Source organism: Streptomyces sp. NPDC088817 (assembly GCF_044750345.1).
In the GTDB taxonomy this organism is placed as follows: Bacteria; Actinomycetota; Actinomycetes; order Streptomycetales; family Streptomycetaceae; genus Streptomyces.
Genome location: NZ_JBIVJN010000003.1, coordinates 252004 through 269429, shown reverse-complemented (window position 1 = coordinate 269429; position 17426 = coordinate 252004). Strand labels below are relative to the sequence as shown.

Here is a 17426-nt window from a genome sequence, read left to right as displayed (position 1 = left end):
GCCATTCGAGGGGGCCATGGGGAGTCCATGGCCCGTACGGGGGAATCGGGGCACGCCCGTCGCATGCCGTACGTTCGTGGGTGGAGGGACACATGTGACGGCGGCGGCGAGGGAGGACCGGGGGAGGCGTGGGAAGAGGGCGAAGCGCTCCTTCCGCGCCCGGCGGCGGCGTAGCGTCGGCTCCGCGTGTCCACCTCACCCCAGCGGCCACCGCCCTCCCGGCCGGGCCGTCCGTCCCCGCGACGACGGCGCCGCGCGCCGGCCGTGACAGACCCCAGCACACCCACCAGGACCGGCGAACCACGTGAGCTCCTCTTCCTCCACCAGGCACCTGCCGCACCCCCGGGCGCGGCAGGGGGACCGTGGCGCCTACCGACTGGTGCGTACCCCGCCGGCCAGACCCGATCCCCCTCGGCTGGACGCAGCGCAGCGCTCCGTGGTTGACCACCGGACCGGTCCGCTGCTCGTTCTCGCGGGTCCGGGCACCGGCAAGACCACCACGCTGATCGAGTCCGTGGCCGCCCGGATCGCCGACGGCCAGGACCCCGAGCGGATCCTGGTGCTGACGTTCAGCCGCAGGGCCGCCGTCGACCTGCGCGACCGCATGGCGCTGCGCACCGGCGCCGCCCACGTCCCGCAGGCGACCACCTTCCACTCGTTCTGCTACGCCCTGATCCGCGCCCACCAGGACAGTGAACTGTTCGTCGAGCCGCTGCGGCTGCTGTCCGGACCCGAGCAGGACGTGACCGTCCGCTCGCTGCTGGCCGGCCAGGTCGACCTGGAGCGGCTGGGCCTGGCGCACGTGCGCTGGCCGGACGAGCTGCGCGCCTGCCTGACCACCCGCGGCTTCGCCGACGAGGTCCGCGCGGTCCTCGCCCGCAGCCGGGAACTGGGCCTCGGACCCGAGGCCCTGGCCGCCTTCGCCCGCAGCATCGGCCGCCCCGACTGGCAGGCCGCGGCCTCCTTCCTCGCCGAGTACCTCGACGTCCTCGACCTGCGGGGCGTCCTCGACTACGCGGAACTGGTCCACCGCGCGGTGCTCCTCGCCCGCCGCCCCGAGGTCGCCGAACGGCTCGCCGCGCGGTACGACGCGGTCTACGTCGACGAGTACCAGGACACCGACCCGGCCCAGGTGCGGCTGCTGCGCGCGCTGGCCGGGGGCGGCCGCACCCTGCTCGCGTTCGGCGATCCCGACCAGTCGATCTACGCGTTCCGGGGCGCGGACGTGAACGGGATCCTTCAGTTCCCGCAGACGTTCCCGGGCGCGGACGGCACTCCGGCGCCCGTGCGGGTCCTGCGCACCTCCCGGCGCTCGGGCGCCGCCCTGCTCGCCGCGACCCGGCTGCTGACCCGGCGGATGCCGCTCACCCGCCTGCCCGCCGACAAGGTCCGCGCCCACCGGGAGCTCACCCCGGTGCGAGACGGGGGCCGCGTCGAGGTCCACACGTACCCGACGCCGGGCACCGAGGTGGACAACATCGCCGACATTCTGCGCCGGGCGCACCTGGAGGACGGTGTCCCGTGGAGCGAGATGGCCGTCCTGGTACGCGCCGGCGGCCGCTCCATCCCCGGCCTCCGCCGCGCCCTGACGGCCGCCGGAGTGCCGCTGGACATCGACGGCGACGACCTGCCCCTGCGCCACGAGCCGGCGGTGTCACCCCTGCTGACGGCCCTACGGGCGGTAGCCACGGCGGAAACGGGCCGACACTCGGAGGACGCGGTCGCCGGGGAGCCGGTGGTGGTTGTCGGGGAGCCGGGTGTGGCTGCCGAGCCGCAGCCGACCGGCACCCGTGATCCGGCGGCCGGCGACGAGGAGCCGGCGGGCGGCGCCGATGGGCGGGCTGGCGGCACCGGGGAGCGGGCGGCTGACGTCGGGATGCGGGCGGCCGCCGTCGAGGCGGGGGCGGCCGACGCCGGAGAGCAGGTGGCTGTCGACGAGTCGGCGGGCGGCACCGAAGAGGGTGCGGCCTTTGCCGGGGCGCAGGCCGCCGGCACCGAGGAGCAGGCCGTCCTCGTGCAGCACCAAGGGCAGGCCGAGGCTGACGTGGAGGCCGGGGTCTGCTGGCTCGGTACCGAGACCGCGCTCGCTCTCCTCGCCTCGCCGTTGGCCGGCATGGACGCCGCCGACCTGCGTCGCCTGGGCCGCGCGCTGCGCGAGGAGGAACGCGCCGCGGGCAACCCGCTGCCCCCGCCCTCGGACCAGCTGCTCGCGAGGGCGCTCGCGGAACCCGAGCGCCTGGTCGCGCACGATCCCACGTACGCGCGTGGCGCCCAGCGTCTCGGCGCGCTGCTCAGGAAGGCACGGGAGCGCCTGGCGGGCGGCGGGACCGCGGAGGAGGCGCTGTGGGACCTGTGGAACGGCACACCGTGGCCCTCCCGCCTGGAGCGCGCGGCCCGGCGCGGCGGCGCCGCGGGCCGCAACGCGGACCGGGACCTCGACGCCGTGTGCGCGCTGTTCGCGACCGCCGCCCGCGCGGAGGAGCGCACCGGCGGCCTGGGCGCCCTGAACTTCCTCGCCGAGATCGAGGCCGAGGACATCGCCGCCGACACGCTCACCCGGCGCGCCGTGCGCCCCGAGGCCGTGCGGCTGATGACGGCGCACCGGTCCAAGGGCCTGCAGTGGCGCCTGGTCGTCGTCGCGGGCGTCCAGGAAGGCCTGTGGCCGGACCTGCGGCGCCGCGGCTCCCTGCTGGAGGCCGACCGCATAGGCCGCGACGGACTCGCCGCCCCGCTCACCCCGGGCGCGTTGCTCGCGGAGGAGCGGCGGCTGTTCTACGTGGCCGCCACACGCGCGCGTGAGCGGCTCGTGGTGACCGCGGTGAAGGCTCCCGCCGACGACGGTGACCAGCCCTCCCGCTTCCTCACCGAGCTCGGTGTCGAACCCAGGGACGTCACCTCCCGCCCGCGCCGCCCGCTGTCGGTGGCGGCACTGGTCGCCGAGCTGCGGGCCACGACCGTCGACCCGAACGCCTCCGCCACCCTCCGGCAGGCCGCCGCGCACCGGCTGGCCCGGCTGGCCGCGCTCGCCGACGACGAGGGCCGCCCGCTGGTGCCCGCGGCCCACCCCTACCGCTGGTGGGGGATGGACGAGCCGACCGAGAGCAAGGTGCCGCTGCGCGACCGCGACCAGCCCGTGGCGCTGTCCGGCAGCGCCCTCGACCAGCTCGCCAACACGTGCGCACTGCAGTGGTTCCTCAGCCGCGAGGTCAAGGCCGACGCACCCGCGACCGCCGCGCAGGGCTTCGGCAACGTGGTGCACGTCCTCGCCGACGAGGTCGCCTCCGGACGCAGCCCCGCCGACCTCGCGGTCCTCATGGAACGCCTGGAGACGGTGTGGAACGCGCTCGCGTTCGACGCGCCGTGGAAGTCGGCCCAGGAGAAGGAACACGCGCGCGTGGCGCTGGAACGCTTCCTGAACTGGCACGTCCTGGAACGCGCCGGCCGCACCCCGGTGGCCGGCGAGCACGACTTCGACGTGACCCTGGAGGCGGGCGGCTACCAGGTCCGGATCCGCGGCTCCATGGACCGCGTGGAGGCGGACGGCGAGGGACGTGCCTACGTCGTCGACTTCAAGACCGGCAAGCAGGCGCCCACCGGGACCGAGGTGGCCCGCCATCCGCAGCTCGCCGTCTACCAGCTCGCCGTACGTGAGGGCGCGGTCGACGAGGTCTTCGACGGGGCACGCCCCGAGCCGGGCGGCGCCGAGCTCGTCCAGCTGCGCCAGGGCGCGGCCAAGCGGGACGGCGGCGACAGCCTGCCCAAGGTGCAGACGCAGGAGCCGCTGGAGGGGGAGTGGGCCGGCGAGCTGCTGGCCACCGCCGCCGGAAAGGTCCTCGACGAGCGGTTCACACCGACGGCCGGGCAGCACTGCGCGCACTGCGCCTTCCGGGCCTCGTGCAGCGCGCGGCCGGAGGGGCGCCACATCGTCGAGTGAACCGCGTGACCAACGGCATCACCGGCGCTGACCTGCGTGTTCTTCGGCGCCGTAGGGCATCCGGCACGGATTGTCAGTGCCCGCCGCTAGCCTCTGTCAGGTGTCCGCCCGTATCAGCGATCCCGAGCAGCTCAAGGAGCTCCTCGGGATTCCGTTCACCCCGGAGCAGACGGCCTGCATCGTCGCGCCGCCCGCCCCGCAGGTGATCGTGGCCGGCGCCGGATCCGGCAAGACGACCGTGATGGCAGCCCGTGTGGTGTGGCTGGTCGGCACCGGACAGGTCGCTCCCGAGCAGGTCCTCGGGCTGACCTTCACCAACAAGGCCGCCGGCGAACTCGCCGAACGGGTCCGCAAGGCACTGATCAGAGCCGGCGTCACCGACCCCGAGGCCATCGACCCCGACAATCCGCCGGGCGAGCCGCTGATCTCCACCTACCATGCCTTCGCCGGCCGCCTCCTGAAGGACCACGGGCTGCGCATCGGGCTCGAACCCACCGCCCGCCTGCTCGCCGACGCCACCCGCTACCAGCTCGCCGCGCGCGTGCTGCGCGAGGCCCCCGGCCCTTATCCGGCGCTGGCCCGCTCCTTCCCGGACCTGGTGAGCGACCTCCTGGCCCTCGACGCCGAGCTGTCCGAACACCTCGTACGCCCGGAGGACCTCCGCGCCTGGGACACCGGCCTGCTGCACACCCTGGAAGGCGCCAAGCTCAGCAACGCCGACCTGCGCAAGATCCCGGAGACGGCCGCCGCCCGGCGGGAACTGGCCGAGCTGGTACTCCGTTACCGGGCCGCCAAACGCGAGCGCGACCTCCTCGACTTCGGCGACCAGATCGCCCTGGCCGCACGGCTCGCCCGCCTGCCGGAGGCCGGCCGCGTGCTGCGCGAGGAGTTCCGGGTGGTCCTCCTCGACGAGTACCAGGACACCTCCGTCGCCCAGCGCATCCTGTTGGCCGGCCTCTTCGGCGACGGCACCGGCCACCCCGTCACCGCCGTCGGCGACCCCTGCCAGGCGATCTACGGCTGGCGCGGCGCCTCCGTCGCCAACCTCGACGACTTCCCCGAGCACTTCGCGCATGCCGACGGCCGTCCCGCCACCCGCCAGGCCCTGAGCGAGAACCGCCGCAGCGGCGGCCGCCTCCTCGACCTCGCCAACGGCCTCGCCGCCCCCCTGCGCGCCATGCACGCGGGCGTGGAGGCCCTGCGCCCGGCCCCCGGCGCCGAGCGTGACGGCCTGGTGCGCTGTGCGCTGCTGCCCACCCACGCCGAGGAGATCGAGTGGGTCGCCGACTCCATCGCCCACCTGGTGGCGACCGGAACGGCACCGGGCGAGATCGCCGTCCTGTGCCGTACGGCGGCCGACTTCGCCGAGATCCAGGGCGCCCTGGTCGCCCGTGACGTCCCGGTCGAGGTCGTCGGCCTGTCCGGGCTGCTGCACCTGCCCGAGGTCGCCGACCTCGTCGCCGTCTGCGAGGTCCTCCAGGACCCCGGCGCCAACGCCGCGCTGGTGAGGCTGCTGACCGGCCCGCGCTGGCGCATCGGCCCGCGCGACCTCGCGCTCCTGGGTCGCCGGGCGAGACTCCTCGTCGCCCACGCGCGCGTGGAGACCGACGACGACCCCGACAGCCGGCTTGCCGAGGCCGTCGAGGGCGTCGACCCGGCCGAGGTGATCTCGCTCGCGGACGCCCTCGACACCTTCCTCGAAACACCCCTGGACGGCGCCGGGGACGACGACCGGCTGCCGTTCTCCCCGGACGCGCGCGTACGGTTCGCCCGGCTCGCCGCCGAACTGCGCGACCTGCGGCGTTCCCTGTCCGACCCACTGATGGACGTCCTGCACCGCGTCCTGGCCGTCACCGGACTCGAGGTGGAACTGTCGGCGTCCCCGCACGCCCTGGCCGCCCGCCGCCGCGAGACCCTGGCGAACTTCCTGGACATCGCCGCCTCCTTCGCCGCGAACGAGAGCGAGGCCAGCCTGCTGGCCTTCCTCGGCTTCCTGCGCACCGCCGCCCAGTACGAGAAGGGCCTCGACAACGCGCTGCCCGGCGGCGAGAACACCGTCAAGGTGCTCACCGCGCACAGGTCCAAGGGCCTGGAGTGGGACGTCGTGGCCGTCCCCGGCCTGGTCACCGGCACCTTCCCCAGCGGGCAGGGCCGGGAGAAGTGGACCAGCCAGGGCAAGGTGCTGCCGCACGCCCTGCGCGGCGACGCCGACACCCTCCCCGACGTCGACGGCTGGGACGCGCGCGCCATGAAGGCCTTCCACGAGGCCATGAAGGACCACCAGCACACCGAGGAGCTCCGCCTCGGCTACGTCACCTTCACCCGCCCCCGCTCCCTGCTCCTCGGCTCAGGCCACTGGTGGGGCCCGAGCCAGAAGCGGCCCCGCGGCCCGTCCGCGTTCCTCCAGGCCCTGCACGACCACTGCGCCGCAGGCCACGGCGAGATCGAGGCCTGGGCGGACGAGCCCGGCGAGGACGAGGAGAACCCGGCCCTGCACCGGGCGACCGCCGACCAGGTGTGGCCGCTGCCGCTGGACGAGGCCGCCCTGGCCCGCCGCCGCGAGGCCGCCGCGATCGTCCTCGCCCACTTGGAGGACCTCGCCACCGGCACGGAGACCCACCCGGAGGCCACGCACGACCCCGCCGAGCCCCCGTACGACGAGGCGCCCCCGGACGACGAAGCACCTCCGTACGAAGACGCACCCCCGTACGACGACGCGCCGCCCTTCGATGAGGACGACCCCTTCGAGGGGCACCCCGGCGACTGGGACTCCTGGAGCGGCGACCGTCCGACCGTCCCGCACCAGGCGCCCCCGCCCGACGACCACGGCGCGCCCCCGCCCGCGCGCGAGCACCCGGCGCACGACGAATCGGACCGTGCACCCGGAGCCGGCCCCCTCACCCCGGAGGAAGGTCGTACCGTCGCCTCCTGGGACCGTGATCTCGAAGCGCTGACCGGAGAACTCCGGCGGGCCCGGCAGACCGTCACCGACGTCCCCCTGCCGACCACCCTGACCGCGTCGCAGCTGCTGCACCTGGCCGCCGACCCCGACGGGTTCGCGCGGGAGCTCGCGCGCCCCATGCCACGCCCCCCGCAACCGGCCGCACGCCGTGGCACCCGCTTCCACGCCTGGGTGGAAACCCGCTTCGAAGCGCTGACGCTGCCCATGCTGGAGCCCGGGGAACTGCCCGGCGACGACGCCGAGATCGCCGACGAACGCGACCTCGAAGCCCTGAAGGAGGCCTTCGAACGCACCCCGTACGCCCACCGCACGCCCCACCGCGTCGAAGCACCCTTCCAGCTCGCCCTGGCGGGCCGTGTCGTCCGGGGCCGTATCGACGCCGTCTACAAGGAGGGCGACGGCGAGCGGACGACGTACGAGATCGTGGACTGGAAGACGCACCGCGCCCGCACCGCGGACCCGCTCCAGCTCGCCGTCTACCGGCTGGCCTGGGCCGAACAGCGCGGCGTCCCCCTGGACCGTGTCACCGCCGTGTTCGTCTACGTGCGCACCGGCGAGGTGGTACGGCACGACGACCTCCCGGGTCGCGCCGAGCTGGAACGGCTGCTGACGGAGGAGCCGCAGGCCGGGCTGCAGTGTGACGAACCGCCCGAACGGGAAGCCACCGCGGGCCGATAGGCTCGGAGCCATGAGCCAGACCCCGGACAGCGCCGTCCGTACGTACATCGAGCAGCACCGCACCGCCTTCCTCGACGACCTCGCCGAATGGCTGCGCATCCCCTCCGTGTCGGCCCAGCCCGACCACGCGCCCGATGTACGGCGCAGCGCCGACTGGCTCGCCGGCAAGCTCCGGGAGACCGGTTTCACCACCATCGAGGTCTGGCCGACCGCGGGCGCCCCCGCCGTCTTCGCCGAGTGGCGCTCCGACGACCCCGAGGCCCCCACGGTCCTCGTCTACGGCCACCACGACGTCCAGCCCGCCGCCCGTGAGGACGGCTGGGGCAGCGAGCCCTTCGAGCCCGTCGTCCGCGAGGGCCGCCTCTACGCGCGCGGGGCGGCCGACGACAAGGGCCAGGTGTTCTTCCACACACTCGGCGTCCGCGCCCACCTCGCCGCCACCGGCCGCACCGCCCCGGCCGTCAATCTGAAGCTGCTGATCGAGGGCGAGGAGGAGTCCGGCTCCCCGCACTTCCGGGCGCTCGTCGAAGAGCACGCGGAGCGCCTGGCCGCCGACGCGGTGATCGTCTCCGATACCGGCATGTGGTCCGCCGACACCCCCACGGTGTGCACCGGGATGCGTGGCCTCGCCGAGTGCGAGATCCGGCTGCACGGGCCCGACCAGGACATCCACTCCGGCTCCTTCGGCGGCGCGGTGCCCAACCCGGCGACCGCCGCAGCCCGCCTGGTCGCCGCTCTGCACGACGAGCACGCGCGCGTGGCCGTGCCCGGCTTCTACGACGGCATCGTGGAACTCACCGACCGGGAACGCCGGCTCTTCGCCGAGCTGCCCTTCGCCGAGGAGCAGTGGCTGCGCACCGCCAAGTCGTACGCCGCCCAGGGCGAGGCCGGTTACTCCACCCTGGAGCGCATCTGGGCCCGCCCCACCGCCGAGGTCAACGGCATCGGCGGCGGCTACCAGGGCCCCGGCAGCAAGACGATCATCCCGTCCACGGCGATGGTCAAACTGTCGTTCCGCCTGGTCGCGGGCCAGGACCCCGACCACATCGAGAAGGCCGTCCGCGCCTGGGCCGCCGAGCAGGTGCCCGCGGGGATACGGCACGAGATCGTGTTCGGCTCGGCCACGCGCCCGTGCCTGACGCCGCTCGACCACCCGGCCCTGCAGTCCGTGGTCCGCGCCATGGGCCGTGCCTTCGACGCACCCGTCCGCTTCACGCGCGAGGGCGGCTCGGGCCCGGCCGCCGACCTTCAGGAGGTGCTCGGCGCACCTGTCCTCTTCCTGGGCATCTCCGTCCCCTCCGACGGCTGGCACGCGCCGAACGAGAAGGTCGAGCTCGACCTCCTGCTCAAGGGCGTCGAGACCACCGCGTACCTGTGGGGCGACCTCGCGGAGCACTGGCACGATGCGCCCTGAGGGGTGCCCGACGGCCCGGGCGGTGACGTGCCGGGCGCACACTGGTAAAGCCGTCGCGCGCTCCCAGGCCCCGCAGGACGCGGACGCCTCCTGCCGCACATCCCGCTGAACCGCCGCCGAAACAACCGTTGCACCGGGGGAGTTGGAAGCACCCGTGACCACCTGGACCGACCACACCGCAGACCGACCCATCTCGCTCACCGCGCCCAGCGGCATCGACCGGGCCGCCCACCACCGGCTCGACGAGGCCTGGCTCGCCGCGGCGTGGAGCCACCCCTCGACGCGCTGCTTCGTGGTCTCCGGCGGTCAGGCCCTGATCGACGAGACCCCCGACGGCCGGACCGAACTGGTCACGACGCCCTCCTTCGAGGCCCCCCTCACCGAGGCGCACCGCTACTTCCTCGGCACGGACGCCGAGGGCGTCAGCTACTTCGCCCTGCAGAAGGACTCCCTGCCCGGCCGCATCGACCAGTCCGCCCGCCCGGCCGGCCTGCGCGAGGCCGGTCTGCTCCTGTCCCCCCGGGACTCCGGCCTGCTGGCGCACGCGGTGGCCCTGGAGAACTGGCAGCGGCTGCACCGCTTCTGCTCCCGCTGCGGCGAGCGCACCGTGATCGCCGCGGCCGGGCACATCCGTCGCTGCCCGGCTTGCGGCGCCGAGCACTATCCGCGCACGGACCCCGCCGTGATCATGGCGGTCACCGACGACGAGAACCGCATCCTGCTCGGCCGCCAGGTGCACTGGCCCGAGGGCCGCTTCTCCACGCTCGCCGGCTTCGTCGAGCCGGGGGAGTCCATCGAGCAGGCGGTGCGCCGCGAGGTCCACGAGGAGGTCGGCGTCGCCGTCGGCGAGGTCGAGTACGTCGCCAGTCAGCCCTGGCCGTTCCCCTCCAGCCTGATGCTGGGCTTCATGGCGCACGCCACCTCGACCCGGATCGACGTGGACGGCGACGAGATCCACGAGGCCCGCTGGTTCTCCCGCGAGGAACTGCGCGCGGCCTTCGATTCCGGCGAGGTCCTGCCGCCCTACGGCATCTCCATCGCGGCCCGCCTCATCGAACTCTGGTACGGCAAGCCGCTACCGACGAGAAGCACCGCCTGAGAACACCGGCAACACGAAGGCGGCCTCCCCCGGAATCCCAGGGCGAGGCCGCCTTCGCATGGTCCGACGTCCGACACGCCGCGATCAGACGCCGACCTTCTCCTTGACCTGGGCCAGCGACGGGTTCGTGAGGGTCGAGCCGTCGGGGAAGAGGACGGTCGGAACCGTCTGGTTTCCGCCATTGGCCTTCTCCACGAAGGCCGCGGAGTCCGGGTCGTGCTCGATGTTGATCTCGGTGTACGCGATGCCCTCGCGGTCCATCTGGCTCTTCAGCCGACGGCAGTAGCCGCACCACGTGGTGCTGTACATCGTCACAGTGCCCGGCATGTCTCTCGCGCTCCTTCGGCGGCTCGGGGACGTATTCGTCGCAGGACAGGAACGTACGCCATCGCTCCGGCATTCCCACCGGGGGTATCCGCACGGACGTGACGCGCGGCACCGTGACGGAGGACGCACGGCGTTAGTACGACCGCCGGGGCTGCCTGTGGACAACCGGCTCATGCGTCCCGGAGCGACCTGGCAGCATGGCTGTGTGACAGCAGCAACGCACTCCCCGCTCTTCCCTCGGGTCCCGGACTCCGCCGACGCGGTGCTCGACGGGCTCGACCCCGAGCAGCGCGAGGTGGCCACCGCTCTGCACGGGCCGGTGTGCGTCCTGGCGGGCGCCGGTACGGGCAAGACCCGGGCGATCACCCACCGCATCGCCTACGGGGTGCGCGCGGGTGTCCTCCACCCCTCCACCGTGCTGGCTGTCACGTTCACCAACCGCGCCGCGGGGGAGATGCGCGGCCGGCTGCGCCAGCTCGGCGCGCACGGCGTGCAGGCCCGCACGTTCCACTCCGCCGCCCTGCGGCAGTTGCAGTACTTCTGGCCGAAAGCGATCGGTGGCGCCATGCCCCGGCTCGTCGACCGCAAGATCCAGCTCGTCGCCGACGCGGCCGCCGCCTGCCGCATCCGCCTCGACCGCAACGAGCTGCGGGACGTCACCGCCGAGATCGAGTGGTCCAAGGTCACCCAGACCGTCCCGGCCGACTATGCCGTCGCGGCCGCGAAGGAGGGCCGCACCGCGCCCCGCGACCCGGCCGAGATCGCCCAGCTGTACTCGGTGTACGAGGACCTCAAGCGGGGCCGCTCCGTCATCGACTTCGAGGACGTCCTGCTGCTGACCGTCGCCGTCCTGCAGGACCGGGCCGACGTCGCCGAGCAGGTCCGCGCCCAGTACCAGCACTTCGTGGTGGACGAGTACCAGGACGTCTCCCCGCTCCAGCAGCGCCTGCTGGACCTGTGGCTCGGCGACCGCGACAGCCTGTGCGTCGTCGGCGACGCCAGCCAGACGATCTACTCCTTCACCGGGGCGACCCCCGACCACCTGCTCGACTTCCGCACCCGTCATCCCGGCGCCACCGTCGTCAAGCTGGTCCGCGACTACCGGTCCACCCCGCAGGTCGTCCACCTCGCCAACGGACTGCTCGCCCAGGCCCGGGGCCGGGCCGCCGACCACCGGCTGGAACTGGTCTCCCAGCGCGCCCCCGGCCCCGAGCCCGCCTACACCGAGTACGGCGACGAGCCCGCCGAGGCCGAGGGGGCCGCCCACCGCATCCGCGACCTCATCGCCTCCGGCGTCCCGGCGAGCGAGATCGCGGTCCTGTTCCGGACGAACGCCCAGTCCGAGACCTACGAGCAGGCCCTCGCCGACGTCGGCGTGCCCTATCAGCTCCGCGGCGCCGAGCGCTTCTTCGACCGGCCCGAGGTGCGCAAGGCCGGTGTCGCCCTGCGCGCGGCCGCCCGCTTCGGCGGCAACGACTCCCTGCTCGACGACGCCGTCGACCTGCCCTCACAGGTGCGTGCCGTGCTGTCGGGGGAGGGCTGGACCGCGCAGCCGCCGGCCGGCTCCGGCGCGGTCAGGGAACGCTGGGAGTCGCTGGCCGCCCTGGTGAACCTCGCGCAGGACTTCGCCGCCGCCCGGCAGGGCGGGACACTCGCCGACCTCGTGGCGGAACTCGACGAGCGGGCGAACGCCCAGCACGCGCCCACGGTCCAGGGCGTCACCCTCGCCTCCCTGCACTCGGCCAAGGGCCTGGAGTGGGACGTCGTCTTCCTGGTCGGCGTCGCCGAGGGCATGATCCCCATCACCTACGCCCGGACGGACGAACAGATCGAGGAGGAGCGCCGCCTCCTCTACGTGGGTGTCACCCGCGCCCGTGAGCGGCTGCACGTCTCCTGGTCGCTGTCCCGCTCGCCCGGCGGCCGCCCGGGCCGCCGTCCCAGCCGCTTCCTCGACGGGCTGCGCCCCGGCTCGTCCGGCGCGGCGGGCCGCGCCGCGCCCGGCGGCTCCGGGGGCGTCGAGCGCGGCTTCACCACGGCCGCGGGGACACCGGGGGCGCCCGCCCCGCGACGCGCGCAGCGCACCCCCGCCCGCTGCCGGGTCTGCGGCCGCACGCTCACCGACGCCGGCGAGATGAAGCTGATGCGCTGCGAGGGCTGCCCCTCCGACATGGACGAGGGCCTGTACGAGCGGCTGCGCGAGTGGAGGGCGGTCCAGGCGGGGCGCAGCGGTCAGCCCGCGTTCTGCGTCTTCACGGACAAGACGCTGATGGCGATCGCCGAGAACGTGCCGGACGACGCGCGCGAACTGGCGCGCATCCCCGGAGTGGGGATGCGCAAGCTCCGCCGGTACGGATCGGACGTTCTCGATCTCTGCGCAGGCCGGGAGCCCGCGGGAGAGGCGACCGCCGACTGATCGGGGGCTCACCGCAGACCCGTGGGAACTCGTCGAAAAAATAGTTTGCGCACCCGCCGTCCGTCCCCATAGGTTCTTGGTCACGGGAACGGTGGCCTTCCTGAGGCCCTGATTCCGTGTTGTACTTGCATATCCGTACGGACTGGCTCACCCCCAGTCCCCCAGACGCCGAGAGGAGGCGAGTCCAGTGATCAGCATCAACAGCAGCTCCATCAGCACCGCCAAAATGACCGATCGCTCGGTCGCCTCCCTGTGCATGCTCGGCGCCTTCAATCAGGGCACCGGTCTGTCCGGCATCGCTGCCGTGCGTCCGGCGTCCTTTGCTTCCCTCGCGGGTCTTCCCATCCGTGAGCGCGATGAGCGACCGACCGAGGCACTGGAAGCAGTAGCGGCGCAGGCACAGGCCTATGCCGTTGAGGCGGCCGGTGCCGGTAACCGGGAGCAGATGAAGCAGCACCACCTGACGTGGGCCTTCCGTGGGCCAGAACCCTGGAGTGATCCAGCCTGATCGCCGATCAGGCCGGCGCCTTCAGGGCCGCGGAACCCCACCCGGGATCCGCGGCCCTTCTGTTTTCCCCGAACGGGGACAGCGGAGCGAAGGGGCCTCGGGACAAGACAAGAACCCGGTAGCCGGCCGACACCCGGCCGACCGGCCAACCCGACCAGACGAGGAAGACGAACCGTGCAACTCGAAGCGCACGCCCCGTCCGTACCGCCTTCCGACACGATCCCCAAGCCCGGTCTCACGGAGGACCCCGCCTTGACCCCGCTCACCGCGCTCACCGCGCTCGACGACGCCATCGAGAACCTCGGCGTGCCCGTGCCGTGCCGCTCCTACGACCCGGAGGTCTTCTTCGCCGAGTCGCCGGCGGACGTGGAGTACGCCAAGTCCCTCTGCCGCACCTGCCCGCTGATCGAGGCCTGCCTCGCCGGTGCCAAGGAGCGGCGTGAGCCCTGGGGCGTCTGGGGTGGCGAGCTGTTCGTCCAAGGTGTCGTCGTCGCCCGGAAGCGGCCGCGTGGCCGTCCGCGCAAGAACCCGGTCACGGCATGAACACCGCAGGAACGATCGATCGCCCCCTCACGCACGACCCCCAGAAGCAGGCCCCGATGAAGCCGTCCCCCAGTGAGCCCGCGGGCTCCGCGACCGAAGACGTCACCACCATCGGCGCGAACGAATCGCGTCAGAACAGGAACCGAGAGATGCAACTCATCCCAGAAGCGCTGGCTCGTGCGCATATGCACGAGCGGCTGCACGAGGCGGAGCGGGAACGCCGGGCCCTGCGCCTGGCCGCCGCCCGCCGGATGCAGCGTCGCGCCGAGCGCGCCTCGCTGCGTGCCCGCCGCGCGCTCGCCATTGCAGTGATGCACTGACCGTCAGGCTGTTCCACACCGCCAGGCGGTGGCCTCCCGGCCCGGGAGGCCGGAACTCCTCCCGCGGGGGCCGGTCCGTCCGCACGGACCGGCCCCCGCGGTGCGTTGTTCCCGCCGAGCCGTGGCCCGGCGGTATGGTCGCGGGGTGACGAGTCTTCCCGGAGGCACGAACCACGCGAGCGCGGGCCACGCGCGCACGGCCCACGACGACGCAGCGCACGACGGCACGGTCCGTGACGGCACGGGCGGCGGCGCGGGCGCGGTGCGTCCCGCCCTGGTGTGCGCGCGGTGCGGCACACCGGCCGAGGGACTGCCGCCCACCTGGACCTGCTCCGTGGAGAACGGGACCCGGCGCTACTTCTGCGACGCCTGCTCCCGCGAGAACCTCCGCTCGATCGAGGGGCGTCTGGACTCCGCCTGGTGGTAGCCCTCAGTGGTAGTCCCGCGGCAGCCCCCTCGCGCTCACGCCTCGACGGCCGACTCCTCGTCGCCCGGTCCCTCGTCGTCCGGCTCCTCGGCCCAAGACTCCGCCGCGAAGCCCGGCAGCCACTCCTCCAGCTCCTCCCGCAGCCGCACCGTGGCCCCCAGCTGGCACAGCACACCGATGGTGCTCAGCGTGACCCGGTGGATGAGCAGGTACGACGGGGGCAGGTTGAGCTGCTTGCCGAGCTGGTAGGCGGGTGAGCGGGGGTCGGCGATCCGAGCGGCCTGACTGCGCATCCACCCACGGGTGAAGGTGAACTCCTCCGCCTGGGCCGGCTCGATGATCGGCAGGAGGTAGTCGAGTACGGCCTCCGGGTCCAGCTCGATGGACTCCTTCACGAAGCCCTCCGTGCTGAGCCTCTCGTAGACCGCGTCCGCCTCTCCGTCCAGCGCCATGCGCAGCGCCGCGCCGATGGTCGGCGGCAGGCCGCCGGGAAGGCGGTCGACGGTGCCGAAGTCCAGGACGCCCAGACGCCAGTCGTCCTCGCCGTCCGGCCCCCCGGGCAGAAGACGGAAGTTGCCGGGGTGCGGGTCGGCGTGCAGCAGGCCGGTGCGGGCCGGGCCGGAGAACAGGAAGCGGGCCAGCAACTGGCCGGCCCGGTCGCGCTGGGCGACGGTGCCGTCCGCGATCACCTCGGACAGCGGGACACCGTCCATCCACTCGGTGACCAGGACCTGGTCGCGCTGGTGGACGACCGCCGGGACGACGACGTCCGGGTCGTCGGCGAACTCCTCGGCGTGAGCCTGCTGGGCCTGGGCCTCCAGCCCGTAGTCCAGTTCCTCGGAGACGCGGTCCTTGAGCTCGGCGATCAGCGGCTTGATGTCCACGCCGGGAACCAGCGGCCCCAGCAGACGGGCGAACCGGCTCAACTGGGTCAGGTCGGAGACGAGGGCCTCGCCGGCGCCGGGGTACTGCACCTTGACCGCGACCTCGCGGCCGTCGTGCCACACCGCCCGGTGCACCTGCCCGATCGAGGCCGCCGCGGCCGGCTTGTCCTCGAACTCCTCGAACAGCTCACGCCAGTGCGCGCCGAGCCGCTCCTCCAGCACGGAGTGCACCGTGCGCGTCGGCATCGGCGGCGCCGCCTCCTGGAGCTTGGTCAGCGCGACCCGATAGGGGCCGGCGACCTCCTCGGGGAGCGCCGACTCGAAGACGGACAGCGCCTGCCCGAACTTCATGGCCCCGCCCTTGAGCTCGCCCAGCACCTTGAACAACTGATCGGCGGTGCGTTGCTGCAGCTCGCGGCCGACAAGATCGGCGGACTCGCCGACGATCCGTTTGCCGAGTCCCCAGGTCGCTCTCCCGGCGAAGCCCAGCGGGAGCGCGGCGAGCTTGGCGGTCCGGGTGACCGCCTTCCGGGGAAGATCAGACATGCGCCCTCCAAGTCCCAGCGAGCCGCGCAGCCTCTGCCCGACGGCAGGGCGTCGATGACGGCCGTTGCTCAGCCATTGTCGCGCGTGTTTCCCCGTTCTCTGAGGTCTGCTCCCTCTCGGCTTTCCCGGCAGCGCCGCACGGACAGGCCGGATGGGGCCACACCGGTCGCGCATACCAGTGCAGGCCGGGCAGGGAAACCTCCCAACGGGCGCCCGCGCAGGAGGGCGACGCACCGTCGAGGAAGGTGAGTGCGTGCGCGGCCGCGAGGGCGGCCACGGTCGCGGCGAGAGCGAGATCACACGGACGTACGTGCCGTGGTCTGCCCGAGCGCCACTGCGCCACCAGACGTGGCCAGGTCCCGTCCCGGTCCGTGCGCTCCTGGTGGAGGCAGCCGGCACAGCCGGTCTCTCCGGGCAGGACGAGCGGCCCGACGACGCCTGTGCCCTCCACCACCCCCGCGTACAGATGAGGGGTGCCGGACTCGATCAGGGCGGTGGCCGCGGACGGGTCGGGAGCGTGCACGCCGATGTCGTCCCGCGGGGCCAGGACCACCAGGGAGAACCCCCGCTCCTCCGGCTCGGACGGCGTCCGGGGAGTGCGGCGGGCCGCGCGGTCCGGCGCCGCCGCGCGCACGGCGCGCCGTGCCGCGATGTCCCGGCGCTCGCCGACGGCCTCTGCGGACAGCCCGCCAGGTGCGACGTCCCACGGCTCCACACAGCCTCCGTCGCGCACGTCGACCTCGCCGACCCCCGCCCCGGACAGCAGCGCGGCCAGGACGGCGCCCACCCGTCCGGCGCCCCTGACCTGCACGCGCGCCTCACGTCTCGCGGCAAGGCGCTCCATCGCCTCGCCCGGTTCGCGCGTGGTCAGGGAGAGGGAGGCGAGATCGGGCCCCAGCCGGTCCATCGCCTCCTTCCGTGCGCGCAGCGCGTCGGCCGCCGCGCCGCCGCCCCTGGCGTCGTCGAGGAGCCCGGCCTGGGCCAGCCGCTCCACCAGGCGGTCGACATGGCCGTCGGGCAGGTCCATGCGGCGGGCCTCCTCCCGCAGCAGCGGCAGCCCGCGCGTGCCGTTGAGCAGGTCCAGGAAACTGCCCGTCGCCGTGTCCAGCGGGCCCAGTGTCATCGCGTGCGCGGGAGTCATCCCGAACTGCACGGTGCCAAGATCACGCCAGCCGCGCCTGAGCGCGGGTTTCACCATCGGATGCATGTGCGAGCCCCCGTAGCCCGAAGAGAAGTAGGAGAAGAAGCAGAAGAAAGGAGAGGGGAGGAGGAAGGAGTCCCAGGATGCCTGGCTCGAAGGGGACGTGCCGGAAGTTATCCACAGACAGTGGGTAATCGTCGTACTAATTGGACCCGGAGGTGAGTGCCCCC

General features: G+C 73.5%; 12 protein-coding genes. 9 read left to right on the top strand and 3 right to left on the bottom strand.

The features are described from left to right. Positions 1–304 precede the first annotated feature (304 nt). From ACIP4X_RS07370 to nudC, 4 genes are all read left to right on the top strand, one after another. Positions 305–3934, top strand: a complete 3630-nt coding sequence (locus tag ACIP4X_RS07370; protein ID WP_401347122.1) for an ATP-dependent helicase — start codon at positions 305–307, stop codon at positions 3932–3934. A gap of 100 nt (positions 3935–4034) precedes the next feature. Continuing rightward, positions 4035–7574 (top strand): UvrD-helicase domain-containing protein, encoded by a 3540-nt coding sequence (locus tag ACIP4X_RS07365; protein ID WP_401347119.1) that lies wholly within the window; start codon positions 4035–4037, stop codon positions 7572–7574. Between the two features lie 10 nt (positions 7575–7584). After that, positions 7585–8988 carry a dipeptidase gene (locus ACIP4X_RS07360; protein WP_401347116.1) on the top strand — a complete coding sequence of 468 codons (1404 nt, stop codon included), beginning with the start codon at positions 7585–7587 and terminating at the stop codon, positions 8986–8988. A 154-nt stretch (positions 8989–9142) separates the two neighbouring features. Continuing rightward, on the top strand, positions 9143–10087 hold the full coding sequence (nudC, locus tag ACIP4X_RS07355; protein WP_401347113.1) for an NAD(+) diphosphatase: 945 nt from the start codon (positions 9143–9145) through the stop codon (positions 10085–10087). 84 nt (positions 10088–10171) lie between these two features. Here nudC and ACIP4X_RS07350 read toward each other — a convergent pair whose 3' ends face one another. Then, entirely contained in the window at positions 10172–10414 is a 243-nt protein-coding gene (locus ACIP4X_RS07350) for a mycoredoxin (protein ID WP_358729046.1), read from the bottom strand. A gap of 205 nt (positions 10415–10619) precedes the next feature. On the opposite strand from ACIP4X_RS07350, the gene ACIP4X_RS07345 reads away from it, so the two are divergent. From ACIP4X_RS07345 to ACIP4X_RS07325, 5 genes are all read left to right on the top strand, one after another. Beyond that, positions 10620–12827 (top strand): UvrD-helicase domain-containing protein, encoded by a 2208-nt coding sequence (locus tag ACIP4X_RS07345; protein WP_391456719.1) that lies wholly within the window; start codon positions 10620–10622, stop codon positions 12825–12827. Positions 12828–13014: 187 nt separating this feature from the next. Further along, the gene (locus ACIP4X_RS07340) at positions 13015–13335 is read left to right on the top strand and encodes a hypothetical protein (protein WP_358729049.1); all 321 of its coding nucleotides are present in this window, start codon (positions 13015–13017) and stop codon (positions 13333–13335) included. Between the two features lie 174 nt (positions 13336–13509). Then, the gene (locus ACIP4X_RS07335; RefSeq protein ID WP_028420407.1) at positions 13510–13878 is read left to right on the top strand and encodes a WhiB family transcriptional regulator; all 369 of its coding nucleotides are present in this window, start codon (positions 13510–13512) and stop codon (positions 13876–13878) included. Then, complete coding sequence (locus ACIP4X_RS07330; protein ID WP_391456722.1) at positions 13875–14198, top strand: hypothetical protein; 324 nt, start codon at positions 13875–13877, stop codon at positions 14196–14198. The genes ACIP4X_RS07335 and ACIP4X_RS07330 overlap by 4 nt, the downstream gene beginning before the upstream one ends. Before the next feature lie 145 nt (positions 14199–14343). Further along, positions 14344–14625, top strand: coding sequence for a hypothetical protein (locus ACIP4X_RS07325; protein ID WP_358729363.1), 282 nt, complete (start codon positions 14344–14346; stop codon positions 14623–14625). A gap of 35 nt (positions 14626–14660) precedes the next feature. Here the strand turns inward: ACIP4X_RS07325 and ACIP4X_RS07320 are convergent, their stop codons facing one another. Both ACIP4X_RS07320 and ACIP4X_RS07315 read right to left on the bottom strand, forming a co-directional pair. Beyond that, positions 14661–16055, bottom strand: coding sequence for an AarF/UbiB family protein (locus ACIP4X_RS07320; RefSeq protein WP_391456724.1), 1395 nt, complete (start codon positions 16053–16055; stop codon positions 14661–14663). Next, positions 16048–17262: a TOMM precursor leader peptide-binding protein gene (locus ACIP4X_RS07315; RefSeq protein ID WP_391456726.1), complete on the bottom strand. Its 1215-nt coding sequence runs from the start codon at positions 17260–17262 to the stop codon at positions 16048–16050. Before ACIP4X_RS07315 ends, ACIP4X_RS07320 begins: the two co-directional genes overlap by 8 nt. Positions 17263–17426: the final 164 nt, after the last annotated feature.